The organism is Allobosea sp. 117 (assembly GCF_000702305.1).
GTDB lineage: Bacteria > Pseudomonadota > Alphaproteobacteria > Rhizobiales > Xanthobacteraceae > Ancylobacter.
Window position 1 is genome coordinate 185,550 of sequence record NZ_JNLC01000013.1, and the last position, 23,711, is coordinate 209,260.

Consider the following 23,711-nt stretch of genomic DNA (forward strand, 5'->3'; position numbering starts at 1 on the left):
CTGCCGTATCCCGCTGCCTTGCATCGGACGCGCGTCTTGCCTCCCCGGTATCCATCCCTTAAGACGAAGCGGCCCCGGTCGGATTGCTTCGCCGGGGTTTCTTCTGTGTGGCCGGCGCGGCGCAAGGGCCGGCGCGGGGACGCAATCAGGAGCATTGCTCGTGGCGAATGTCGTCGTCGTCGGCTCCCAGTGGGGCGACGAGGGTAAAGGCAAGATTGTCGACTGGCTCAGCGAGCAGGCCGACGTGGTGGTCCGCTTCCAGGGCGGGCACAATGCCGGCCATACGCTGGTGGTAGGCAATGCCACCTATAAGCTGTCCCTGCTGCCGTCGGGGCTGGTGCGCGGCGCCAAGCTGTCGGTGATCGGCAATGGCGTGGTGCTCGATCCGCAGGCGCTGATCGACGAGATCGCCCGCATCGCGGGGCAGGGGATCGAGGTCACGCCGGAGCGGCTGCGCGTCGCCGAGAATGCCGCGCTGATCCTGCCGCTGCACCGCGAGCTCGACGCCATCCGCGAGAACGCGGCCGCCACCGGCACCAAGATCGGCACCACCAAGCGTGGCATCGGCCCGGCCTATGAGGACAAGGTCGGCCGTCGCGCCATCCGCCTCGTCGACCTCGCCCATCCCGCAACGCTCGACGGCAAGATCGAGCGGCTGCTCGCCCATCACAATGCGCTGCGGCGCGGCCTCGGCATCGACGAGGTGGACGGCGTGGCGCTGCGCGAGGAACTGCTCGCCATCGCGCCGAAGGTGCTGCCCTATATGGACCGCACCTGGGCGCTGCTCGACGACGAGCGTCGGCGCGGCGCCAAGATTCTGTTCGAGGGCGCGCAGGGCGCGCTGCTCGACGTCGACCACGGCACCTATCCGTTCGTGACCTCCTCCAATACGGTGGCGGCGCAGGCGGCCACCGGCTCCGGGCTCGGACCGGGCGCGGTGGACTATGTGCTCGGTATTACCAAGGCCTACACGACCCGCGTGGGCGAGGGGCCGTTCCCGACCGAGCTGACCGACGCGGTCGGCCAACGGCTGGGCGAGCGCGGCCACGAGTTCGGCACCGTGACCGGCCGCGCGCGGCGTTGCGGCTGGTTCGACGCCGTGCTGGTGCGCCAGACGGTGCGCACCTCCGGCATCAATGGCATCGCGCTGACCAAGCTCGACGTGCTCGACGGCTTCGACGAGATCAAGGTGTGCACGCGCTACCTGCTCGACGGGCAGGAGATCGACTATTTCCCGGCCGGGCAGGACGCGCAGGCGCAGGTCGAGCCGGTCTACGAGACGATCGAGGGCTGGTCCGGCTCGACCGCCGGTGCCCGTTCCTGGGTCGACTTGCCCGCAGAGGCGGTGAAATATGTGCGGCGGATCGAGGAGCTGATCGGCTGTCCGGTCGCGCTGCTCTCCACCAGCCCCGAGCGCGCGGACACCATCCTCGTGCAGAATCCCTTCGAACCGTGACGGGGCGGGGATCGTGCGAACCATGTTTCCTCTTCTCCTGCCCGCCGGTGACACCGAAGTCTGATGGCTGACTATTATCCTCTGCTGGCGCGCGCGATCTCCGGGCTTCCCGTCAATTCGAAGGAAGCCCGGCAGGTCGTCTATGACCGCGCCCGCACCGCCCTGCTGGCGCAGCTTCGCGGTGCCGATCCGCCGCTGCCGGAAGAGGATGTCGAGCGCGAGCGCCGTTCGCTCGACGACGCCATGCGCCGTATCGAGGCCGATTACGCATCGCCGGCCGCGCCACCGCCGGCCCCCTCCGCGCCCGCACCGCGCGCGGCTGCCCCATCGCCCGAGCGGGCGGCTCAGCCGAACCGCGTGCCACCGCCCGCACCGCCGGCGCGCGAGCCTCTGTTCAATCGCCCGGCCCCCGCCCGGCCTCCGGCCTCCGGGCCGGCCCAAGACACGGCGCCGGAAGGCGACAGGCCGGGCTTCATCCGCGCGGGGCTTACGCCCCGTTCCGGCGAGGTCGGGCGCGAGCCCGACGAGGACCCGATGGTCGCGCCGCTCGGCTCCGCCCGGCGTGGTGACGAGCCGTCGGCATCGGAAGACGAGGGTGGTAGCTGGGAGCTGCCGGACCCGGACGACGCGGAGGCGCGGCGCCGTCGGCGGATGCGGCTCATCCTCGCGTTGGCGGCGGTGGTCGTGCTCGGCGGCGCTACCGCGATCGGCTATGTCCAGCGCGATCCTATCATCGCCGCGATCCGCTCGCTGCGCGGCGGCGAGACGCCGGCGACCCCGGCTCCGCAGCAGGCGGCGAAGCCGGAATCGACCAAGTCGACCGACCGGGTGGCCCAGGCGCCGAGCGATCCGGCCCGCCGGCCCACGGCGCCGAGCCAGGCGCCGGCCGGGCAGACGGCCGCCGTCGCTCAGCGCGCGGTGCTGTTCGAGGAGAATCCCGGCGGCGGGCAGCAGGGGCTACAGCAATTCGTCGGCACTGCTGTGTGGCGGACCGAGACCTTCGACGCCGGCGGCGGCCTCGGCCCGGATATCGGCATTCACGCGACCGTCGAGATTCCCGACCGCCAGGTGAAGGTCGAGATCACGCTGCGGCGGAACCAGGATGCCAGCATTCCGGCCTCCCATATCGTGGAGCTTCAGTTCGCCCTGCCGCCGAATTTCGATCTCGGCACGGTCGCGAACGTGCCCGGCATCCGCGCCAAGGTGACGGAGGCGGCCCAAGGTCTGCCGCTCGCCGGCCTTGCCGTGCGGGTGACGCCGGGCTTCTTCCTGATCGGCCTTTCCGCGCTCGACGCCGAGCGCCAGCGCAACCTTGCTTTGCTGCTCACCCGTAACTGGCTCGACGTGCCGATCGTGTTCAGCAATGGCCGGCGCGGCATTCTCGCCATCGAGAAGGGACTGCCGGGCGATCAGGCGTTCCGCGAGGCGTTCAGCGCCTGGGGCCTGCCGCTGCCGCCGCAGACTCCGCCGAACCAGCAGCCCCAGCAATAATCCTCCGCCGGCAGGCGGGGATGGGACGGGCATTCGCGGCCATCGTTTTGCCGCGCCGGTTGCGGCCATGCAGATCGGGCATGGGTGGTATCTGGCATCTGTTATACCAGACTGACCGATAATGATTATGCTGCGTCGCAACAGGAACCGCTGGGATGGAGCCCCGCGCATGTTGGATGCCGTATTTCCGGTCTTGCCGGCTTTGATCGTCTGCCACGCCTGGGTGACGATCCTCATGGTGCAGGTGCTGAGCGACGACGCCGAGATCTTCTCGCTGCCGCCGGAATCCTTCCCGGTCTGACCCGGTATCTTCAGCCCCGACCGCCATTTCTCAAAGACGAACGCCCCGCGCCGGTCGGCGCGGGGCGTTGCGTTTTCTGACGATGAACAGGTCGGGCCGTCAGGCCGCGGCCTTCTTGTTCAGCACGTCGACCAGCGTCTTGCCGAGACGGGCCGGGGAGGGGGAGACCACGATGCCGGCCTCCTCCATCGCCGCGATCTTGTCCTCGGCGCCGCCCTTGCCGCCCGAGATGATGGCGCCGGCATGGCCCATGCGGCGGCCGGGAGGGGCGGTGCGGCCGGCGATGAAGCCGACCATCGGCTTCTTGCGGCCGCGCTTGGCCTCGTCCTTGAGGAACTGGGCGGCTTCCTCCTCGGCCGAGCCGCCGATCTCGCCGATCATGATGATCGACTCGGTGGCGTCGTCGGCAAGGAACAGCTCCAGCACGTCAATGAATTCGGTGCCCTTTACCGGGTCGCCGCCGATGCCGACCGCGGTGGTCTGGCCGAGGCCTTCCTGCGAGGTCTGGAACACCGCCTCATAGGTCAGCGTGCCGGAGCGCGAGACGACGCCGACCGAGCCCTTGCGGAAGATGTTCGCCGGCATGATGCCGATCTTCGACTCGCCGGCGGTGACGATGCCGGGGCAGTTCGGGCCGACCAGGCGGGACTTCGAGCCGTCCAGCGCCCGGCGCACCTTCACCATGTCGAGCACCGGGATGCCCTCGGTGATGCAGACGATCAGCGGGATCTCGGCAGCGATGGCCTCGCAGATCGCGTCCGCCGCGCCCGGCGGGGGCACGTAGATCACGCTCGCATCGGCGCCGGTCGCCTCGCGGGCCTCGATCACCGTGTCGAATACCGGCAGGCCGAGATGGATGGAGCCGCCCTTCCCGGGCGAGGTGCCGCCGACCATCTTGGTGCCGTAGGCGATCGCCTGCTCGGCGTGGAAGGTGCCGTTCTTGCCGGTGAAGCCCTGGGTGATGACCTTGGTGTCTTTGTCGATGAGCACGGACATCAGGCGGCCTCCTTCTTTACGGCCTTGACGATCTTCTGAGCGGCGTCGTCGAGGTCGTCCGCCGGGATGACGTTCAGCCCGCTGTCGCGGATGATCTGCTTGCCTTCCTCGACATTGGTGCCCTCGAGGCGAACCACCAGCGGCACTTCGAGGCCGACCGCCTTCACCGCCGCGAGCACGCCGCGGGCGATGACGTCGCACTTCATGATGCCGCCGAAGATGTTGACGAGGATGCCCTTCACCTGCGGATCGGCGGTGATGATCTTGAACGCCGCCGTCACCTTCTCTTCGGTGGCGCCGCCGCCGACGTCGAGGAAGTTGGCCGGGCTCTCGCCGTACAGCTTGATGATGTCCAGCGTCGCCATGGCGAGGCCGGCGCCGTTCACCATGCAGCCAATGGTACCGTCGAGCGCGATATAGGCGAGGTCGTATTTCGAGGCCTCGATCTCCTTGGCGTCCTCCTCGGTCTCGTCACGCAGGGCGAGAACGTCGGGGTGCCGGTAGAGCGAGTTGGAATCGAAGGAGATCTTGGCGTCGAGGCACTTCAGCTTGCCGTCCTTGGTGACGACCAGCGGGTTCACCTCGAGCATCGCCATGTCCTTGCCGACGAAGGCGGCGTAGAGCTTGGTGACCAGATCGCCCGCCTGCTTGGCGAGGTCGCCGGACAGGCCGAGCGCCTTGGCGACGGTGCGGCCGTGATGCGGCATGACGCCGGTGGCCGGGTCGACCGAGAAGGTGTGGATCTTCTCGGGCGTCGAATGCGCGACTTCCTCGATGTCCATGCCGCCTTCGGTCGAGACCACGAAGGCGACACGCGAGGTGGCGCGGTCGACGAGGGCCGAGAGGTAGAACTCCTTGTCGATATCGGAGCCTTCCTCGATATAGACGCGGTTGACCTGCTTGCCGGCCGGGCCGGTCTGGATCGTCACCAGCGTCTTGCCGAGGATCTGCTTGGCATTGGCCGCCGCTTCCGCAGCGGACTTGACGACGCGCACGCCACCCTTCTCGCCGGCGTCGGCTTCCTTGAATTTGCCCTTGCCACGGCCGCCGGCATGGATCTGGCTCTTCACAACCCACACCGGACCGGCGACCTTGGACGCCGCCGCGTCGGCCTCTGCCGCGTCTAGAATCGCGACACCGCTCGGCACCGGGACCCCGAATTCGCGGAGCACCCCCTTCGCCTGATACTCATGGATGTTCATTCGTCCCGCTCCTCCACAACCGTGCGGTCGGGAGGACGCGTTCCCGCCCTCCCGTCGATTGGCATTTCCTATTCCCCTATAGGCGCTGGCGCGCCAGGACGCTACTGCACAAAAGTGTTGCTGAGCGTCCCGATTCCCTCGATCACGATGTCGACCGCGTTGGTCGGGGCCTTCATCGTGCCCACGCCGATCGAGGTTCCGCAGCAGATGACGTCGCCGGGGTTGAGCGTCATGTCGTGCGAGATGCGGCTGACCAGCTGGCGGGTCGAGAACACCATGTCGCTGATCGGGTAGCGCTGCCGCTCCTCGCCGTTCAGCACGGTGCGCACCACCAGCGTGGCCGGATCGATGCCGGTCGCCACCGCCGGGCCGAAGGGGCCGAAGCCGTCGAAGCTCTTGGCCCGCACCCACTGCGCGAAGGTCGGGTCCTTGTTGATGATGTCGGCGGCGGTGATGTCGTTGACGCAGGTGTAACCGAAGATGCAGGCCTCGGCCTCCTCCTCGGAGACGTTGGTCGCGGTCCTGCCGATGACGATGCCGAGCTCGCCCTCATAGACCACCTTGCCGTCATAGCTCGGCGGCCGGCGCACCTCGGCGCCCGGATGGGCGAGGCAAGAGCCGGCTTTCAGGAGATAGAGCGGATCGGCCGGCACCGGCGAGTTCAATTTGGCCGCCAGCGCGTGGAAATTGTTCCACAGAGCGATGATCTTGGTCGGCTCGGTAGGAGCGAGCAGCTCGACCTCGGTGAGCGCGAGGCGCTCCCCGGTCGGCTGCGCGCCGTTGAACATGTTACCGCTGTGGACGGCGATCGCGTCGCCGTCGAGCGTGCCGAAGCCAGCCGCGCCGGCGCGGCTGAAGCGAACCCAATGTGCCATGATGCAGGAACTCAGTTGTAGCAGCCGGCGATCTGCGCGCGCTGACGCACCAGCGCGAGCACGATGTCGATGGTTGGTGTCGGGATACCGGCGAGCCGGCCCATTTCCTGAACCACGGTGACCAGCGGATCGATCTCCATCGGGCGGGAACGTTCGAGGTCCTGCAGCATCGAGGTCTTGTGCGCGCCGACCGCGCCGGCGCCGTCGATGCGCCGCTCGACGCCGACACGGAAGTTCACGCCGGACTGGATCGCGATCTCCTGCGCCTCCAGCATCATCGCCTTGGCGACCGCGCGGGTGCCGGGGTCCGAAGCGATGGTGTCGAGGGTGGCGTGGGTGAGGGCGCTGATCGGGTTGAAGCAGAGATTGCCCCACAGCTTCAGCCACAGCTCGTCGCGGATGTTCGGCAGCACCGGGGCGCGCATGCCGCCGGCGGCGAACGCCTCGGACAGCTTGGTGACGCGCTCGGTGATCTCGCCGGACGGCTCGCCGAGCGGGAACTTGTCGCCATAGACGTGCTTGATGACGCCCGGCTCGACCACCTCGGTCGCCGGATAGACGATGCAGCCGATGGCGCGCTCGGGGCGCAGGCCGTTCCACTGCTTGCCGCCGGGATCGATGCTCTCGAGCGTGCGGCCTTCGAGCTGGTCGCCGTGCTTATAATAATACCAGTAGGGGATGCCGTTGACCGCGGTGACGACCGCGGTGTCGTTGCCGAGCAGCGGCTGCATGGCATCGACCACGCCCGGCACCGAATGGGCCTTCAGCGCGACGATGACGTAGTCCTGGGGGCCGAGCTCGGCCGGATTGTCCGAGCAGGGGATGTGCTCGACCCGCTCCTCATCGTCGATCAGAAGCTTGAGGCCGTTGGCCTTCATCGCCGCCAGATGGGCGCCGCGCGCCACCAGGCTGACGTCGACGCCCGCGCGCTTGAGCTGGACGCCGACATAACCGCCGATCGCCCCGGCGCCGTAAATGCATACCTTCATGGGCTCCCTCCTCAACCGCCGCGCATTGCCTGTGACACGTCGGAGTTCTTATATTGGTATTTTGTATGCCATGATTGAGCGGATTTCGGCGTTCGTCAAGTGCGAATAGGGCTCCGTGATAATACGTCGCGCGTTACGCGGGTTACGTTGCCTGTTGAACGCCGGACCTGCCGACAGGTTCAAGGTTATGTCGGCAAAGGATGGCGATGTCCACGGCGTAAAGGCCAGAACAATTGTCTCGCCGAGACATCAAAAGACTACCCCGGCAGAGATGTTTCATCTGCCGGGGTGCGGTAGGTGCTTGGTAATTAGAATTTACCACGTAGCATCGGGATGTTGCATCCGACGCCCGCGGGTATCAGCTCACGCGTCGGGGGCGACCGTGTGGTTGGCGAGCAGCTCGAGCGCCTTCACCATCGCCGAGTGGTCCCACGCCGCCCCGCCATGCGCCGCGCAGGCGCTGAAGAGCTGCTGGGCGAGCGCGGTCGCCGGCAAAGCGAGGCCGAGCTGGCGGGCGCCGTTCAGCGCGAGGTTCAGGTCCTTCTGGTGCAGCTCGATGCGGAAGCCCGGAGCGAAGGTGCGCTTCACCATGCGCTCGCCGTGCACCTCGAGTATGCGCGAATTGGCGAAGCCGCCCATCAGCGCCTGGCGCACCTTGGCCGGATCGGCGCCGGCCTTGGAGGCGAACAGCAGCGCCTCGCCGACCGCCTCGATGGTCAGCGCCACGATGATCTGGTTCGCCACCTTGGTGGTCTGGCCGTCGCCATTGCCGCCGACCAGCGTGATGTTCTTGCCCATCTTCTCGAACAGCGGCTTCACCGTCTCGAAGGCGGCGTCCGGGCCGCCGACCATGATGGTGAGCGAGGCCGCCTTGGCGCCGACCTCGCCACCGGAGACCGGGGCGTCGAGATAGTCGCAGCCGAGCGCGTTGATCTTCTTGGCGAACTCCTTGGTCTCGACCGGCGCGATCGAGGACATGTCGACGACGATCTTGCCGGGGGTCAGGCCCGCCGCGATGCCGCCCTCGCCGAACAGCGCCGCCGCCACGTGCGGGGTATCGGGCACCATGGTGATGATGACGTCGGCGTTCTTGGCGACTTCGGTGCCGCTGGCGCAGGCGACGCCGCCCTTGCCGGTCAGCTCCGCCGAAACCGGCTTGATGTCGTAGAGATAGAGTTCATGGCCCGCGTCGATGAGATGGCCCGCCATCGGCGCGCCCATGATGCCGAGACCGACAAATCCGACCTTCATTTTCGTTCCTCGCGATTCCCAGGTGAATGTTTCTTGTTCGGCGCTGTCACGCCGCGGCGCTGAGCGTCTTGATCCAGCCGAGGCCGGCGCCGGTGTCGCCCTTCGGCTTGTACTCGCAGCCTACCCAGCCGGTGTAGCCGATGGCGTCGAGATGGCGGAACAGGAAGGGATAGTTGATCTCGCCGGTGCCCGGCTCGTTGCGGCCCGGATTGTCGGCGAGCTGGATGTGCGCGATCAGCGGGAGGTTGGCCTCGATGGTGCGGGCGAGGTCACCCTCCATGATCTGCATGTGATAGATGTCGTACTGGATGAAGAGGTTGTCGGAACCGACCTCCTCGATGATCGCCTTGGCCTGCTTCGTGTAGTTCAGGAAGAAGCCGGGGATGTCGCGGGTGTTGATCGGCTCGATCAGCAGCTTCAGGCCGGCGTCCTTGATGCGCGGCGCGGCGTATTTCAGGTTGTTCACGAAGGTATTGTGCAGGATTTCGCGGTCGGCCCCGGCGGGGACGATGCCGGCGAGGATGTTCACCTGCGGGCAGCCGAGCGCGGTCGCGTAGGTGATCGCCTTGTCGACGCCGGCGCGGAACTCGTCGACGCGGTCCGGCAGGATGGCGATGCCGCGCTCGCCGCCGCCCCAGTTGCCGGCGGGGAGATTGTGCAGCACCTGCTTCAGGCCGTTGGCCTTGAGCTTGGCGACGAGCTCCTCGGGGGAGAAATCATAGGGGAAAAGATACTCCACGCCGGCGAAACCGGCGGCGGCAGCCTTCTCGAAGCGATCGAGGAAGGGCACCTCGTTGAAGAGCATGGTGAGATTGGCGGCGAAACGGGGCATGGACCGCTCCTGAACGTGATGAACAAGCAGACGAGAGTGACGGGACGTGGCGGGGCGCGTCCCGCGCCGATCTATAGCGGCGGCTTTCGTCGTTAGGACGAAAGCGAGCGGACGGGAAGCGCCTTGCTCCCCGTCCGGAACCTCAGGCCGGTTCCTTGACGCTGTCGAGCGGAACGTCGAGCACTTCCTCGAACTCGTTGACCGCGTCGATCTCGGCACCCATGGCGATGTTGGTGACGCGCTCGAGGATGAACTCCATCACCACCGGAACCTGATGCTCCTTCATCAGCGCCTTGGCGCGGACGAAGGCGTCCTTGAACTCGTTCGGCGAGGTGACCCGCACCGCCTTGCAGCCGAGGCCCTCGGCCACCGCGACGTGGTCGACGCCATAGCCGGCATTCTCTTCGGCATTGATGTTCTCGAAGGCCAGCGAGACCTCGAAGTCCATGTTGAAGCCGCGCTGGGCCTGACGGATCAGGCCGAGATAGGAGTTGTTCACGACCACATGGAGATAGGGCAGCTTGTGCTGGGCGCCGACCGCCAGCTCCTCGATGAGGAACTGGAAGTCGTAGTCGCCCGACAGCGCCACGATCTCGGCGTCCGGATCGGCCGCGCGCACGCCGAGCGCGGCGGGCAGGGTCCAGCCGAGCGGGCCGGCCTGGCCGCAATTGATCCAGTTGCGCGGCTTGTAGACGTGCAGCATCTGCGCGCCGGCGATCTGCGAGAGGCCGATGGTCGAGACATAGCGGGTGTCGCGGCCGAACGCCTCGTTCATCTCCTCATAGACGCGCTGCGGCTTGAGCGGCACGTTGTCGAAATGCGTCTTGCGCAGCATCGTCTTCTTGCGGTTGAGGCATTCCTGCGCCCAGGCCGAGCGGTCCTTCAGCTTGCCGGCGGCCTTGTATTCCTTGGCCACCTCGATGAAGAGCTTCAGCGCCGCGCCGGCGTCCGAGGCGATGCCGAGATCCGGGCCGAAGACGCGGCCGATCTGGGTCGGCTCGATATCGACATGGATGAACTTGCGACCCTTGGTGTAGACGTCGACCGAGCCGGTGTGGCGGTTGGCCCAGCGATTGCCGATGCCGAACACGAAGTCGGAGGCGAGCAGCGTCGCGTTGCCGTAGCGGTGCGAGGTCTGCAGGCCGCACATGCCGGCCATCAGGTCGTGATCGTCGGGGATGGTGCCCCAGCCCATCAGGGTCGGGATGACCGGCACGCCGGTGAGCTCGGCGAACTCGACCAGCAGGTCGGAGGCATCCGCATTGATCACGCCGCCGCCGGAGACGATGAGCGGACGCTCCGCCTCGTTCAGCATGGCGATGGCCTTCTCGGCCTGCTTGCGGGTGGCGAGCGGCTTGTAGACCGGAAGCGGGGCGTAGGTGTCCTCGTCGAACTCGATCTCGGCGAGCTGGACGTCGAGCGGCAGGTCGATGAGCACCGGGCCGGGGCGGCCGGAGCGCATGACGTGGAAGGCCTGCTGGAACACCTGCGGCACCAGCGCCGGCTCGCGGACGAGCACCGCCCACTTGGCGACCGGCTTGGCGATCGATTCGATGTCGACGGCCTGGAAGTCTTCCTTGTAGAGGCGGGCGCGGGGCGCCTGGCCGGTGATGCACAGGATCGGGATCGAATCCGCGGCGGCCGAGTAGAGGCCGGTGATCATGTCGGTGCCGGCCGGGCCGGAGGTGCCGATGCACACGCCGATATTGCCCGCCTTGGCGCGGGTATAGCCCTCGGCCATGTGCGAGGCGGCCTCGACGTGGCGCGCCAGTATGTGGCGCATCGAGCCACGCGCGCGCATGGCGGAATAAAGCGGATTGATCGCCGCGCCGGGCACGCCGAAGGCGGTGGTCACACCTTCCTTCTCAAGAATCCGGATTGCAGCATCGACGGCACGCATCTTGGCCATGGCCAGTCCTCCTCGTCGCCCTTGTCGTCGGCGTCCGGGTGCCGGCAGCCGCCTTGCGGCGGCCCTTGGAGGCAGATGCCCGGAAGCCATGTCTGGCGCGTTCGAAAATCCCGCCTCCGGGTCCGCAGCGATCTCGCGAAGAGCCTCGCGAATCATCCTGCGAACATGCGCCCGTGGCGTGTCTCGCGGGGGCGGAGCCGGCCCGGGTTCCGGCCGCATGCGGCCGTCGCGCGGAGCGGGCGCCGACGAGAGGCAGCAAAGCTTGCCCCGGACGCTTCCGAAGTTGGCGGGACCATGCCACGCAGAAATCATTTCCGCAATACGGAATTGATTTCTAGTTTGCGAAAAAGCTCACGATGCGCCTTATATGCTAATCAGCATTATGGCGGGCGGGTTGCGCGCCGCCTGCCACTTTTTCGCGAACGAGGACGCGAAGCCGATGAACGAGGCCGTGACCATCCGCCGGCGGGGCCGCCCTTCCAGCACCGGCGCCACCGAGAGCGGCGGCGAGGTGCAGTCGCTCGACCGCGCCATCACGCTGATGGAGGTGCTGGCGGCGACCGACGGCATGACGCTCAGCGACGTGGCGCGCCGCGCCGAGCTGCCGACCTCGACCGTCCACCGGCTTCTGACGACGCTGGAGCGGCGCGGGCTGGTCGGCCACGATCCGGCGACCGGCCACTGGATGGTCGGGCTCGGCATGTTCCGCATCGGCTCGGCCTATCTGCGCATCCGGCGCCTGCCGGAGATCGCCCGCACCCAGATCCGCGAGCTCTCCTACGCGGTCAACGAGACGGTGAACCTCTCGCTGATCGACGGCGCGGAGCTCATCTGCGTCGCGCAGGTGGAGAGCCACGCGGCGGTGCGCGCCTTCTTCCGCATCGGCGGGCGGATGCCGATCCATGCCTCGGGCGGCGGCAAGGCGATCCTCGCCGCCATGCAGCCGGAGGCGCGCCGCGCCTGGCTCGGCTCGGATCAGCTCGAGCGCTACACCGAGCACACCCATGTCAGCCGGCGGGCGCTGCAGTCCGACCTCGCGTCGATCGACGCGCGCGGCTACTCGATCGACGACGAGGAGCACACGCCCGGCATGCGCTGCGTCGCCGCCGCGGTGCTCGACGAATGGAAGGAGCCGATCGGCGCGCTGTCGATCTCGGCGCCCACGGTGCGCATGCCGCCCGAGCGGATCGCCGATCTCGGCGCCCGCGTGCGGGAGGCGGCGCGGCGGCTGACGACGCGCTATTCGGGGCTTTGAGGGGGCCAGCCCTCTGTATCCAAAAGCTGTCATCCCGGCCAAGCCCGTAGGGCGCCGCGCCGGGATCGTCTGCGACCGGCCGTGCCTCCTTCGGCACGCGATCCCGGATACGGCCTCATGGCCGTTCCGGGATGACGCTGTCCATTCAGCGACGAGATTCATCTGAACAAAAAAATGCCGGCGTCGCAGCGCCGGCATTTGAGTCGCCTAGGAGGAACCGAACGTTCGCGAGACGTGACCGTCCGGCGTCTTGCGACGCTTTCGGGGCATGTCCCGAAGCGTTCCGCTCCGGGAGAACGCCGGCGCGAACGTCGGCGAACGGGCGCTTGCGGCGGCGACCGATGACGGCCGCCGCGCCGAATTCAAGGAGGCGAAATCACACCGCCTTGGCGTCGTGCAGGGCGGAGATCTCTTCCTGCGAATAGCCGAGGTCGGCGAGCACTTCGTTGGTGTGCTGGCCGAGCAGCGGCGAGGCCGTGACTTCAACGGTCATGTCCGAGAACTTGATCGGCGAGCCGACGGTCAGGTACTTGCCGATCTGCGGGTGATCGACCTCGACCACGGTGCCGCTGGCGCGCAGCGACGGGTCGTTGGCGATCTCCTTCATCGACAGCACCGGCGAGCAGGGGATGTCGAACTTGCGCAGGATGTCGACCGCCTCGAACTTGGTCTTGTCCGAGAGCCAGTTCTCGATGAAGGCGAAGATGTCGAAGATCTTGTCCTGGCGGGCGATCGCGGTGTTGTAGGCCGGATCGTCGATCCATTCCGGCTTGCCCAGCGCCTTGCAGATCGGCGCCCAGGCATGGCCCTGGATGGTGAAGTAGATATAGGCGTTCGGGTCGGTCTCCCAGCCCTTGCACTTCAGCACCCAGCCCGGCTGGCCGCCGCCGCCCGCATTGCCGCCGCGCGGCACCACGTCCGAGAACTCGCCGTGCGGATACTGCGGATACTCTTCGAGATAGCCCAGCGCATCGAGGCGCTGCTGGTCGCGCAGCTTCACGCGGCAGAGGTTCAGAACCGAATCCTGCATCGACACGGCGACCTTCTGGCCCTTGCCGGTCTTGTTCTTCTGGTGCAGCGCCGTGAGGATGCCGATGGCGAGGTGCATGCCGGTGTTCGAGTCGCCGAGCGCGGCGGCGGACACGGTCGGAGGGCCGTCCCAGAAGCCGGTGGTGGAAGCGGCGCCGCCCGCGCACTGCGCGACGTTCTCGTAGACCTTCAGGTCCTCATAGTGGTGACCGTCCGAGAAGCCCTTCACCGAGGCGAGGATCATGCCCGGGTTGAGCTCCTGGATGTGCGCCCAGGTGAAGCCCATGCGGTCGAGCGCGCCGGGGCCGAAATTCTCGACCATGACGTCCGATTCTTTGATGAGCTTGGTCAGGACTTCCTTGCCCTGCGGCGTCTTGGTGTCGAGGGTCAGCGAACGCTTGTTCGAGTTCAGCATGGTGAAGTACAGCGCGTCGGCGTCCTTCACATGGCGGAGCTGCGAGCGCGTGACGTCGCCGGCGCCGGGACGTTCCACCTTGATGACGTCCGCGCCGAACCACGCGAGCAGTTGCGTGCAGGCGGGGCCCGCCTGCACGTGGGTGAAGTCGATGATCTTTATCCCTTCAAGCGGCTTGGTCATCTCAGGTGTTTTCCCTTTTAAGCGTTTGACGTCGTCTTCTCGGCCGGCATTCCCGTTCCAATGCCGGCCGGCTGGTGATTAAGCCACCTTAGCTCCGGTGGTACAAAAAATTCCAGAGGAGCTCACCCGGCCTTCTCCTCCAGTTCGCGGAGGCGGCGGCGCAGGGTGCGCTCCTCGTTCCAGCGCTCGGTCTCGTCGCGGACCAGCGCGACGATCGCGCTCACCGTGCCGTCCGGCGCATGCAGCAGCGCCACGGTGAAGGCGATGGAGAGCGGCGCGCCGTCCTTGCGCAGCGCCGGCACCCGCAGGACCGACTCGCCGTAGCGGGTCTGGCCGCTCGCCATGGTCTCGCGATACCCCTCCCAGTGGCGTGCCCGCTGCCGCTCCGGGATGATGATGTCGAGCGACTGCCCGAGCGCCTCGGCCTCGCTGAAGCCGAAGATCCGCTCGGCCGCCGCGTTCCAAAGCACGATATCGCCGGCGGGGTCGGAGACGACGATTGCGTCTCCGACCGCCGCGACGAGCTGGTTCAGATCGACCGATGTCCGCATGGCCATGCACTTTCCAGAACCGCTGCCGGCCGCTCCTCCGCCATCGCTAGAGCGGGCGCGCGCCGGCGCCGTCGTCTCCTCTACTCCGCCGCCTGGCGCAGGGGCTCGCCCACCGCGCCGGACGCCTTGATCTCGGCGATCCGCGCGGCCTCCAAGCCGAGCACCTCGGCCAGGACCTCGTCGGTATGCTCGCCGAGCAGCGGCGAGCGCTCGACCTGCACGTCGTTGTCCGAGAGCTTGATCGGGTTGCCGACGGTCAGATAGGTGCCGCGCCCGGGATGCTCGACATTGACCAGCGTGCCGGTGGCGTAGAGCGACTCGTCCTCGGCGATCTCCTTCATCGAGAGGATCGGGCCGCAGGGGATGTCGACCTCGTTGAGGATCTCCATGGCCTCATACTTGGTATGGGCCATCGTCCACGCCTCAATGCGGGTGAAGATCTCGTTGAGGTGCGGCAGGCGCGCCGCCGGGGTCGCGTAGTTGGCGTCGGTCTTCCAGGTCGGCTCGCCGATGATGTCGCAGATCTTCCCCCAGACCGGACCCTGGGTGATGAAGTAGATGTAGGCGTTGGGATCCTGCTCCCAGCCCTTGCATTTCAGGATGCGGCCGGGCTGGCCGCCGCCGGAATCGTTGCCGGCGCGGGGAACCGCGTCGCCGAACGGGATGCCCTCGCCATACTGGCTGTATTCGCGCAAGGGGCCGCGCTGCAGGCGCTGCTGGTCGCGCAGCTTCACCCGGCAGAGGTTGAGCACCGCGTCCTGCATGGCGCAGAGTACCTTCTGGCCGCGGCCGGTCAGCGTGCGCTGGTAGAGCGCGGTGACGATGCCGAGCGCGAGATGCAGGCCGGTGCCGGAATCGCCGATCTGCGCGCCGGTGACCATCGGCAGGCCATCGCGGAAGCCGGTGGTCGAGGCCGCGCCGCCGGTGCACTGGGCGACGTTCTCATAGACCTTGCAGTCCTCGAACGGACCGGGACCGAAGCCCTTGACCGAGGCGAGGATGATGCGCGGGTTCAGCTCCTGGATGCGTTCCCAGGTGAAGCCCATGCGGTCCAGCGCGCCGGGAGCGAAATTCTCCACCATGACGTCGCAGGCCTTCACCAGCTCCTCGAGCACCTTCTTCCCCTCCGGGTTCTTGGTGTCGAGCGTGATCGAACGCTTGTTCGAGTTCAGCATGGTGAAATAGAGGCTGTCGGCGTTCGGGACGTCGCGTAGCTGCGCGCGGGTGACGTCGCCTTCGCCCGGACGTTCCACCTTGATCACGTCCGCTCCGAACCAGGCCAGCAGTTGCGTGCAGGTCGGGCCGGACTGGACGTGGGTAAAATCAAGGACGCGGACTCCGTCGAGTGCCTTGCCCATAGGTCTTCCTCTCCTTTGGTACCGCGCGGTTTGACAAACCGTTTCTTGTTTTGATTGAGGCACGTTCTGGTCGGCACGGCGCGGGCGAGGCGGACCTCGCCCGCTGTGTCGGGATCAGGACTTCTTCTTCACGACGCTCTGCGGGTTGAGGCTGCCGATATTGCCGCTCTCGCTGCCGGCCGCCGGGTCGATCGCCGCGTTGATGAGGGTCGGAACGCCGGAGTCCATCGCCTTGTCGACGGCGCGCTTCAGCTCGTCCGGGGTCGTGACGTGCACGCCGACGCCGCCGAAGGCTTCCATCATCTTGTCGTAGCGCGAGTCCTTGACGAAGACGGTGGTGCCGGGATCGCGGCCGGTCGGATCGGTGTCGGTGCCGCGATAGATGCCGTTATTGTTGAAGATGACAATGCAGACCGGCAGGTTGTACCGGCAGATCGTCTCCACCTCCATGCCGGAGAAGCCGAAGGCGCTGTCGCCTTCGACCGCCAGCACCGGCTTGCCGGTCTCGACCGCCGCGCCGACGGCGAAGCCCATGCCGATGCCCATCACGCCCCAGGTGCCGACGTCGAGGCGCTTGCGCGGCTCGTACATGTCGATGATGCCGCGGGCGAGGTCGAGCGTGTTGGCCCCTTCGTTCACGAGGATGGCGTCTGGGCGCTCCTTGATGACGGTGCGCAGGGCGCCGAGCGCGGAGTGGAAGTCCATCGGCGCCGAGTTCTTCATCAGCTTCGGCGCCATCTTGGCGATGTTGGCTTCCTTGCGGGCGTTGATCGCGCCGGTCCATTCGGTGGACGGGGCCTGCCAGGAGCCGTCGATGCCGGCGAGCAGCGCCGAGATGCAGGAGCCGATGTCGCCGACCAGCGGGGCGACGATCTCGACGTTCGAGTCCATTTCCTTGGGCTCGATGTCGATCTGGATGAACTTCTTCGGGGCATCGCCCCAGGTCTTGCCCTTGCCGTGCGAGAGCAGCCAGTTCAGGCGCGCGCCGACCAGCAGCACGACGTCGGCGTCCTTCAGCACGGTGGAGCGCGCCGCGCCCGCCGACTGCGGATGGGTGTCGGGCAGGATGCCCTTGGCCATCGACATCGGCAGGAAGGGAATGCCCGACTTCTCGACGAAGGTGCGGATCTCCTCGTCGGCCTGCGAATAGGCGGCGCCCTTGCCAAGGATGATCAGCGGGCGCTTGGCGGCCTTGAGCACGTCGAGCGCGCGCTTCACGGCGGACGGGGCGGGGAGCTGCGCGGGGGCGGCGTCGATGACCTTGACCAGCGACTTGGCGCCGGCCTCGGCGTCCATCACCTGCGAGAACAGCTTGGCGGGCAGGTCGAGATAGACGCCGCCGGGACGGCCGGAGACCGCGGCGCGGATGGCGCGGGCGACGCCGATGCCGATGTCGGCGGCGTGCAGCACGCGGAAGGCGGCCTTGCAGAGCGGCTTGGCGATGGCGAGCTGATCCATCTCCTCATAGTCGCCCTGCTGCAGGTCGACGATCTCGCGCTCGGAGGAGCCGGAGATGAGGATCATCGGGAAACAGTTGGTGGTCGCGTTGGCGAGCGCGGTCAGGCCGTTGAGGAAGCCGGGCGCCGAGACGGTGAGGCAGATGCCGGGCTTCTTGGTGAGGAAGCCGGCGATCGCGGCGGCGTTGCCGGCGTTCTGCTCGTGGCGGAACGAGACCACCCGGATGCCTTCGGCCTGCGCCATGCGGCCGAGATCGGTAATCGGAATGCCGGGCACGCCGTAAATCGTGTCGATGCCGTTGAGTTTGAGGGCATCGATGACGAGGTGGAAGCCGTCGGTCAGCTCCTGCTCTACGTCGGCGACCGGATCAATCATCTGAGCTATTGCGGACATCCCGTATCCTCCCGGAGATCTTTGTCTGCACCGTTTCGCTGTCATTCTTGGAAGGCGGTGGCCGATCCGCGGCGTCCTTTGGCGGTTGTCTCCCCGCCGGCTTGAACGCAGCTTCCCAGCCTTGCCTTCCCGTTCCTTTGCGGCATGCGCCGCCCGTTCCGTCCCCCGATCAGCTCGATCCCGTCCGGCCGAACGTGCCGGGCGGGAACGCCCTAATCGAGGTCCACATGGTCCTCGACATACCTCGCCAGGCGGAGCGTATGGTCGCGGACCAGACGCTCGGCGCGGTCCGCGTCCCGCGCCTCGAGGGCCATGATGATCTCCCGATGGTCGGCCGCCGAACGTTGCGCCCGGTCCATCTCGAAGATCGTCCGATGGCGGATGGCCCTGACATGAAGGAACAGGTTCTCCGTCATCGACGCGAGCATGCTGGAGCCGCTCAGCCGGATCAGCGCCTGGTGGAAGGCAATATTCGCGGAGGAATATTCGTCACACCGGTCGCGCTCGATCCGGGAAAGATCGAACTCCTTGAAATAGGCCCGCAACTCGGCGATCGCCTCGTCGCTCGCACGCCTCGTCGCGATGCGGGCCGCCATGCTTTCCAGCGCCGCCCATGCCTCGATCATCTCGATGATCTCGGCCTTGGTCCGGCGCACCACCAATATGCCCCGCCGGGGAACGGCGCGGAGCAGGCCTTCCTGCTCCAGCATCGCGACCGCCTCGCGGACCGGCGTCCGGCTCGCGCCCAGACGCTCGGAGATGTCCCGTTCGTCGAGCAGCAGCGGCTCGTCCGAACCGTAGATGTTCATGTTGGTGATGGCTTCTTTGATGGCCGAGTAGGCTCGGCTCTTGAAGCTCTCCTTGACCGGCAGGCGCTCGATGGCGAGGCCATTGTCGCCGCTTTGCCAGCGCTTGTTCACAACTGCCTTGCTGCTCACCAGGGCGTCCTCTGCGAACGTCCGCGGGAAATTTCCGGCGGACATTGGCATACCAAATACCAGGGTGTCAATCTGACCGGCGGGTTTTCACCTGCTCCCCTTCTCCTTGCGTTTGCGGGAATGCCGATTGCCGACATTGCCTCAGGAAAAGAATGAGTTATCGAAATTCCGTATGCAATATACCACATTTTTGCGCAGTGGCGAGTTGCTGAAAGCGACATTCACGAAATTTGAATGACACCCCAGGGGCAGCCCGTCTGCGGCTGAAAAAGCGGGGATCGGGACCGGCTGCGGCGGCCCGCTTGTCCGCCAGCCGGCATCCTGAAAGGTGAACGGCGGCGGACTGCGGGCGAATCAGCGCATTGCCGCGTCCGGCATCGCGGGGCGCGGCTCGGCAAGCCCGAAGGGGCGAGGCTTCAGGTCGTTCAGGTCGGGAACTTGCCGTGCTTCTCGACATGGGCGGCGAGGCCCAGCGTGTGCTCGCGCACCAGCTTCTCGGCGAGATCGGCATCGCGGGCGACGAGCGCGGCGATGATGGCGCGATGCTCCTGCAGCGAGCGCTCGGAGCGGTTCTCCTGCCGGACCGAAACGGCGCGGATGCCGCGGATATGGATGAACAGATTCGCCGTCATCTCGGCGATCATCGCGCAGTTGCTGAGGCGGATGATGGTCTGGTGGAAGCGGATATTGGCGTCCGAGTACTCGTTCATGTGCTCGGCCGGCGCCTCGGCCTCGAAGTCGTGGAACATGTCGCGCAGGCCGGCCAGCTCGCGGTCGCTGGCGCGGGTCGCGGCGAGGCGCGCCGCCATGCTCTCGAGCGCGGCCCAGACGATGATCATTTCGATGATCTCGCGCTTCGACTTGCGCACCACGAAGATGCCGCGGCGGGGCACCGAGCGGACGAAGCCCTCCTGCTCCAGCACGGTCAGCGCCTCGCGGATCGGCGTGCGGCTGACCCCGAGGTCCTGTGAGAGCTGCCGCTCGTCCAGCCGGATCTCGCTATCCTGGCCGTACAGGTCCATTTCGGTGATCGCCTTCTTGATGGCGTCATAGGCGAGGGTGCGCAGGCTGGTGTTCGCCGCCAGAGGGGCGATGTTCAGTCTCGTCTGGGTATCTGCAGCTTCCACGGGGCGGCTCCTTGGCGTTGGGCGCACTTTCCGTGCGGTCTCATCGTGGATCGCGCGCGTGATTCCTCATAGGCGCAACCGGATCGCAGGATCATATAATATATACGGAATGTCCATGCGCCCATCGTCGCGCGGGCACCGAACCCCCTGATACGGCGAGATTTCCGGAGGGTGCCCGATCGCGGAGCGCCGCGTCCGGCCGGCGCCTGCCGCAACGATTGTGTACGAACATTGCGTCACCCTCCCTCATGACGTTGCGTTAGATCAGAATTCCCTAACGTCATGTATTGACGCAAAATTTCTGCGAAAATCTGGCATGCAAAATTTTGCATGCGGCACTTTTTATTGTATAGCTGATGTCATGACGCGATCCGCGCGGTTTAGATGCCGCCGATCGATCCCTCATGTCCAAAAACAACAATAACAGTATTTGAGCATCTACCTTAGGGAAGGTCCAAGGATATCATGACGACTACCGCAACGTCATCCGTGAACAATAAGCGCTGGCTGCAACTTCTGTTCGGCATCATCTGCATGTGCATGATCGCCAACATGCAGTATGGCTGGACGTTCTTCGTGAACCCGATCCAGGAGCGGCATGGCTGGGATCGCGCCGCGATCCAGGTTGCCTTCTCGATCTTCATCGTCACCGAGACCTGGCTGGTGCCGATCGAGGGCTGGTTCGTCGATAAATACGGCCCGCGCATCGTCGTGCTGTTCGGCGGCGTGCTCTGCGGCCTCGCCTGGGTGCTGAACGCCTATGCGACCTCGCTCGCCACGCTCTATGTCGCCGCCGCGCTCGGCGGCATCGGCGCGGGCGCGGTGTACGGCACCTGCGTCGGCAACTCGCTGAAGTGGTTCCCGGATCGTCGCGGCCTCGCCGCCGGCCTCACCGCCGCGGGCTTCGGCGCCGGCTCGGCGCTGACGGTCATCCCGATCCAGAACATGATCAAGAACCAGGGCTACGAGGCCGCCTTCCTGTATTTCGGCATCGGCCAGGGCGTGATCATCACCATCCTCGCGCTGTTCCTCGTCGCGCCGAAGAAGGCCGACGTCGCCGCCGCGGTCGCCAGGGTCGCCCAGAGCGCGCGCGACTTCAGCCCGAAGGAGATGCTCACCACCCCGCTGTTCTGGGTGATGTATCTGATGTTCGTCATGATGGCCGCCGGCGGCCTGATGGCGACCGCCCAGCTCGGCCCGATCGCCAAGGATTTCGGCATCGCCGACGTGCCCGTCAGCCTGATCGGCATCACTTTGCCGGCGCTGACCTTCGCCGCCGCCATCGACCGCGTGCTGAACGGCCTCACCCGTCCGTTCTTCGGCTGGGTGTCGGACCATATCGGCCGCGAGAACACCATGTTCGTCGCCTTCGCCATCGAGGGCGTCGGCATCTATGCGCTGAGCGTGCTCGGCCATAATCCGGTACTGTTCGTGGTGCTGACCGGCATCGTGTTCTTCGCCTGGGGCGAGATCTACTCGCTGTTCCCCGCCATGTGCGGCGATGCCTTCGGCTCGAAGTTCGCCACCACCAATGCCGGCCTGCTCTACACCGCCAAGGGCACGGCGGCGCTGATCGTGCCGTTCACCAGCATCCTGACCACCATGACCGGGAGCTGGCATGCGGTGTTCGTCTCGGCCGCGGCGCTCAACATCATCGCCGCGATCATGGCGATCGCCGTGCTGAAGCCGCTGCGCCGCAATCATGCGCAGTCGGCGGCCGCGGCGCCGAAGCTGGACGCCGTTCCGGCCAAGTGACCCTTTCGGCCGGGTTCGGCCAGGGCATATGGGCGCGCCTTCGGGCGCGCCCTTTTTGTTTTGCTCCCCAATTAACGTTAGGTAATATTTTGTGAATGGCAGTCGTCGGTTTGCCGACCTCCAGTCGTCAGCTTCAATAAGCTGACGCAGAGACCTCTTTCACGTCCTAAATTCTGCCGCCGATGTTTCGTCTCTATTGCAATATAAACTGTCAACATTTGCAGACTATCGATTTAAATAATTTATAACTGCTAAAAATATCGCCCGTATGACTATGACTTGGATAGGATATTCACAGGCCTGACCTAGCGAAGCCGATCCGAAGAAAGGAGATTGGCATACATAATATTGTAGATTATGCTCCCCTCGAGCGGATCGGATCCGTCTCCCCTGCGTCAGCGCGGCCGCGGCCTTGGCCCGCCGGCGCGAGGGAGCCGCCGATGACCTTGAACAAGACAATCACGCCCTACAGGCGGCCGCCGGCGGACGGGTAATCGATCCACGGCCAAACACAATGACGGAGCCGCCCCTAACGAGCTCCGCGACGCCGATCCGCGGCGAATGAATTGATTTGGAGAGGAGACGCCTTTGAGCACACCGAGCACCGCCGTGGCGGGCAGCACGCCCGATTCGACCCGCTGGCTGCAACTGATCGCCGGCATCGTCTGCATGGTTGCCGCCGCGAACATCCAGTACGCCTGGACCCTGTTCGTCCCCGAGATCACCAAGGAATTCGGCTGGTCGCGCGCGGCGATCCAGACCACCTTCACCATCTTCGTCGTGGTCCAGACCTGGCTGGCGCCGATCGAGGGCTATTTCATCGACAAATACGGCCCGCGCGTGATGGTCATGATCGGCGGCCTGTTCACCGGCCTGTCGTGGATCGTGAACTCCTACGCCGACACGCTGACCATGTACTATGTCGGCGCGATCATCGGCGGCATCGGCGTCGGCTGCGTCTACGCCACCTGCGTCAACGCCGCGATCAAGTGGTTCCCGGACAAGCGCGGTCTCGCGGTCGGTCTCACCGCCGGCGGCTACGGCGCCGGCTCGGCGCTCACCATCCTGCCGATCGCCAACATGCTGGCCACCAGCGGCGTCTCCGAGACCTTCTGGTTCTTCGGCCTGATCCAGGGCGCGGTCATCATGATCGCCGCGAGCTTCCTGAAGCACCCGCCGAAGGGCCTAAAGGGCTCCGACCGCGTCGCCCAGAGCCGCCGCGACTACGAGCTTGGCGAAGCGCTGCGCACCCCGGTGTTCTGGGTTCTCGCCGCGATGTTCATCGGCACCGTCACCGGCGGCCTGATGGCGGTGGCCCAGCTCGGCGTGATCGCCGAAGACCTCGGCGTGAAGAACTTCCAGGTGAACCTCTATTTCGTCACCATGGCGGCTCTGCCCTTCGCGCTGATGCTCGATCGCATCCTGAACGGCATCTCGCGCCCGCTGTTCGGCTGGATCTCCGACCATATCGGCCGTGAGAAGACCATGTTCGTCGCCTTCACCATGGAAGGCCTCGGCATCGTCGCGCTCGGCACCTTCGGCCATAATCCGTGGGCGTTCCTGATCCTGTCCGGCATGGTGTTCCTGGCCTGGGGCGAGGTCTACTCGCTGTTCTCGGCCACCGCCGCCGACACCTTCGGCACCAAGAACGTCGCCAAGATCTACGGCACGCTCTACTGCGCCAAGGGTGTGGCCGCGCTGCTGGTTCCGTTCGGCAACCTGCTGATGGAAGCCACCGGCACCTGGTCCTCGGTGCTCTACACCGTCGCCGCGATGGACCTGTCGGCCGCGCTCTGCGCGCTGCTGGTGCTGCGCCCGATGCTCGTCAGGCACCATGCCCGCAACGCCGAATGGGCCAAGGTCAACGGCATCACGCTGGCGCCCGCGCCGGCCGGCGGTCACTGACCGACGACCATACCTCCAGACTGGGCCTCCTTCGGGAGGCCC

General features: G+C 66.3%; 19 protein-coding genes. 6 read left to right on the forward strand and 13 right to left on the reverse strand.

From position 1 onward, the window contains the following. Positions 1-160 precede the first annotated feature (160 nt). From U742_RS0112045 to U742_RS23710, 3 genes are all read left to right on the forward strand, one after another. Entirely contained in the window at positions 161-1,456 is a 1,296-nt protein-coding gene (locus tag U742_RS0112045) for an adenylosuccinate synthase (protein WP_029353322.1), read from the forward strand. A gap of 63 nt (positions 1,457-1,519) precedes the next feature. After that, positions 1,520-2,947, forward strand: a complete 1,428-nt coding sequence (locus U742_RS0112050) for a hypothetical protein (RefSeq protein WP_029353324.1) — start codon at positions 1,520-1,522, stop codon at positions 2,945-2,947. 169 nt (positions 2,948-3,116) lie between these two features. Further along, positions 3,117-3,248: a hypothetical protein gene (locus U742_RS23710; protein WP_282568321.1), complete on the forward strand. Its 132-nt coding sequence runs from the start codon at positions 3,117-3,119 to the stop codon at positions 3,246-3,248. Positions 3,249-3,347: 99 nt separating this feature from the next. Here the strand turns inward: U742_RS23710 and sucD are convergent, their stop codons facing one another. The 7 genes from sucD to gcl all read right to left on the reverse strand — a co-directional run bounded on the left by sucD (position 3,348) and on the right by gcl (position 11,302). Next, entirely contained in the window at positions 3,348-4,244 is an 897-nt protein-coding gene (gene sucD, locus U742_RS0112060; protein ID WP_029353326.1) for a succinate--CoA ligase subunit alpha, read from the reverse strand. Beyond that, positions 4,244-5,446 carry an ADP-forming succinate--CoA ligase subunit beta gene (gene sucC / locus U742_RS0112065; RefSeq protein ID WP_029353328.1) on the reverse strand — a complete coding sequence of 401 codons (1,203 nt, stop codon included), beginning with the start codon at positions 5,444-5,446 and terminating at the stop codon, positions 4,244-4,246. Before sucC ends, sucD begins: the two co-directional genes overlap by 1 nt. 101 nt (positions 5,447-5,547) lie before the next feature. Further along, positions 5,548-6,321 carry a fumarylacetoacetate hydrolase family protein gene (locus U742_RS0112070; protein WP_029353329.1) on the reverse strand — a complete coding sequence of 258 codons (774 nt, stop codon included), beginning with the start codon at positions 6,319-6,321 and terminating at the stop codon, positions 5,548-5,550. A gap of 11 nt (positions 6,322-6,332) precedes the next feature. Then, on the reverse strand, positions 6,333-7,310 hold the full coding sequence (locus tag U742_RS0112075; RefSeq protein ID WP_029353330.1) for a 2-dehydropantoate 2-reductase: 978 nt from the start codon (positions 7,308-7,310) through the stop codon (positions 6,333-6,335). 363 nt (positions 7,311-7,673) lie between these two features. After that, complete coding sequence (locus U742_RS0112080) at positions 7,674-8,561, reverse strand: 2-hydroxy-3-oxopropionate reductase (RefSeq protein ID WP_029353331.1); 888 nt, start codon at positions 8,559-8,561, stop codon at positions 7,674-7,676. A 46-nt stretch (positions 8,562-8,607) separates the two neighbouring features. Further along, entirely contained in the window at positions 8,608-9,393 is a 786-nt protein-coding gene (gene otnI, locus U742_RS0112085) for a 2-oxo-tetronate isomerase (RefSeq protein WP_029353332.1), read from the reverse strand. Between the two features lie 142 nt (positions 9,394-9,535). After that, positions 9,536-11,302 (reverse strand): glyoxylate carboligase, encoded by a 1,767-nt coding sequence (gene gcl, locus U742_RS0112090; protein WP_029353334.1) that lies wholly within the window; start codon positions 11,300-11,302, stop codon positions 9,536-9,538. Positions 11,303-11,741: 439 nt separating this feature from the next. Here gcl and U742_RS0112095 point away from each other — a divergent pair, with 439 nt between their 5' ends. Then, complete coding sequence (locus U742_RS0112095; protein WP_029353336.1) at positions 11,742-12,557, forward strand: IclR family transcriptional regulator; 816 nt, start codon at positions 11,742-11,744, stop codon at positions 12,555-12,557. 376 nt (positions 12,558-12,933) lie between these two features. Here U742_RS0112095 and frc (U742_RS0112100) read toward each other — a convergent pair whose 3' ends face one another. From frc (U742_RS0112100) to U742_RS0112125, 6 genes are all read right to left on the reverse strand, one after another. Beyond that, entirely contained in the window at positions 12,934-14,184 is a 1,251-nt protein-coding gene (frc, locus tag U742_RS0112100; RefSeq protein ID WP_029353338.1) for a formyl-CoA transferase, read from the reverse strand. 122 nt (positions 14,185-14,306) lie between these two features. Continuing rightward, entirely contained in the window at positions 14,307-14,741 is a 435-nt protein-coding gene (locus U742_RS0112105) for a PAS domain-containing protein (RefSeq protein ID WP_029353339.1), read from the reverse strand. A 74-nt stretch (positions 14,742-14,815) separates the two neighbouring features. Continuing rightward, on the reverse strand, positions 14,816-16,093 hold the full coding sequence (gene frc / locus U742_RS0112110) for a formyl-CoA transferase (RefSeq protein ID WP_029353341.1): 1,278 nt from the start codon (positions 16,091-16,093) through the stop codon (positions 14,816-14,818). Positions 16,094-16,207: 114 nt separating this feature from the next. After that, positions 16,208-17,944 carry an oxalyl-CoA decarboxylase gene (oxc, locus tag U742_RS0112115; RefSeq protein WP_029353343.1) on the reverse strand — a complete coding sequence of 579 codons (1,737 nt, stop codon included), beginning with the start codon at positions 17,942-17,944 and terminating at the stop codon, positions 16,208-16,210. Positions 17,945-18,156: 212 nt separating this feature from the next. Continuing rightward, on the reverse strand, positions 18,157-18,882 hold the full coding sequence (locus U742_RS0112120; RefSeq protein WP_029353345.1) for a GntR family transcriptional regulator: 726 nt from the start codon (positions 18,880-18,882) through the stop codon (positions 18,157-18,159). A 425-nt stretch (positions 18,883-19,307) separates the two neighbouring features. Continuing rightward, positions 19,308-20,009 (reverse strand): GntR family transcriptional regulator, encoded by a 702-nt coding sequence (locus U742_RS0112125; protein ID WP_029353347.1) that lies wholly within the window; start codon positions 20,007-20,009, stop codon positions 19,308-19,310. 465 nt (positions 20,010-20,474) lie between these two features. Between U742_RS0112125 and oxlT (U742_RS0112130) the strand changes: the two genes are divergently transcribed. Further along, the gene (oxlT, locus tag U742_RS0112130) at positions 20,475-21,764 is read left to right on the forward strand and encodes an oxalate/formate MFS antiporter (RefSeq protein ID WP_029353350.1); all 1,290 of its coding nucleotides are present in this window, start codon (positions 20,475-20,477) and stop codon (positions 21,762-21,764) included. Positions 21,765-22,373: 609 nt separating this feature from the next. Further along, positions 22,374-23,669 (forward strand): oxalate/formate MFS antiporter, encoded by a 1,296-nt coding sequence (gene oxlT / locus U742_RS0112135; RefSeq protein WP_282568324.1) that lies wholly within the window; start codon positions 22,374-22,376, stop codon positions 23,667-23,669. Positions 23,670-23,711 lie beyond the last annotated feature (42 nt).

Bases quoted from the DNA above. Each gene is read 5' to 3' on its own strand.
- U742_RS23710 (WP_282568321.1), top strand. From the start codon at position 3,117: ATGTTGGATGCCGTATTTCCGGTCTTGCCGGCTTTGATCGTCTGCCAC.
- U742_RS0112095 (WP_029353336.1), top strand. From the start codon at position 11,742: ATGAACGAGGCCGTGACCATCCGCCGGCGGGGCCGCCCTTCCAGCACC.
- otnI (WP_029353332.1), bottom strand. From the start codon at position 9,393: ATGCCCCGTTTCGCCGCCAATCTCACCATGCTCTTCAACGAGGTGCCC.
- U742_RS0112070 (WP_029353329.1), bottom strand. From the start codon at position 6,321: ATGGCACATTGGGTTCGCTTCAGCCGCGCCGGCGCGGCTGGCTTCGGC.
- oxc (WP_029353343.1), bottom strand. From the start codon at position 17,944: ATGTCCGCAATAGCTCAGATGATTGATCCGGTCGCCGACGTAGAGCAG.
- U742_RS0112080 (WP_029353331.1), bottom strand. From the start codon at position 8,561: ATGAAGGTCGGATTTGTCGGTCTCGGCATCATGGGCGCGCCGATGGCG.
- U742_RS0112050 (WP_029353324.1), top strand. From the start codon at position 1,520: ATGGCTGACTATTATCCTCTGCTGGCGCGCGCGATCTCCGGGCTTCCC.
- frc (WP_029353338.1), bottom strand. From the start codon at position 14,184: ATGACCAAGCCGCTTGAAGGGATAAAGATCATCGACTTCACCCACGTG.
- gcl (WP_029353334.1), bottom strand. From the start codon at position 11,302: ATGGCCAAGATGCGTGCCGTCGATGCTGCAATCCGGATTCTTGAGAAG.
- sucC (WP_029353328.1), bottom strand. From the start codon at position 5,446: ATGAACATCCATGAGTATCAGGCGAAGGGGGTGCTCCGCGAATTCGGG.
- U742_RS0112105 (WP_029353339.1), bottom strand. From the start codon at position 14,741: ATGGCCATGCGGACATCGGTCGATCTGAACCAGCTCGTCGCGGCGGTC.
- oxlT (WP_029353350.1), top strand. From the start codon at position 20,475: ATGACGACTACCGCAACGTCATCCGTGAACAATAAGCGCTGGCTGCAA.
- sucD (WP_029353326.1), bottom strand. From the start codon at position 4,244: ATGTCCGTGCTCATCGACAAAGACACCAAGGTCATCACCCAGGGCTTC.
- frc (WP_029353341.1), bottom strand. From the start codon at position 16,093: ATGGGCAAGGCACTCGACGGAGTCCGCGTCCTTGATTTTACCCACGTC.
- U742_RS0112075 (WP_029353330.1), bottom strand. From the start codon at position 7,310: ATGAAGGTATGCATTTACGGCGCCGGGGCGATCGGCGGTTATGTCGGC.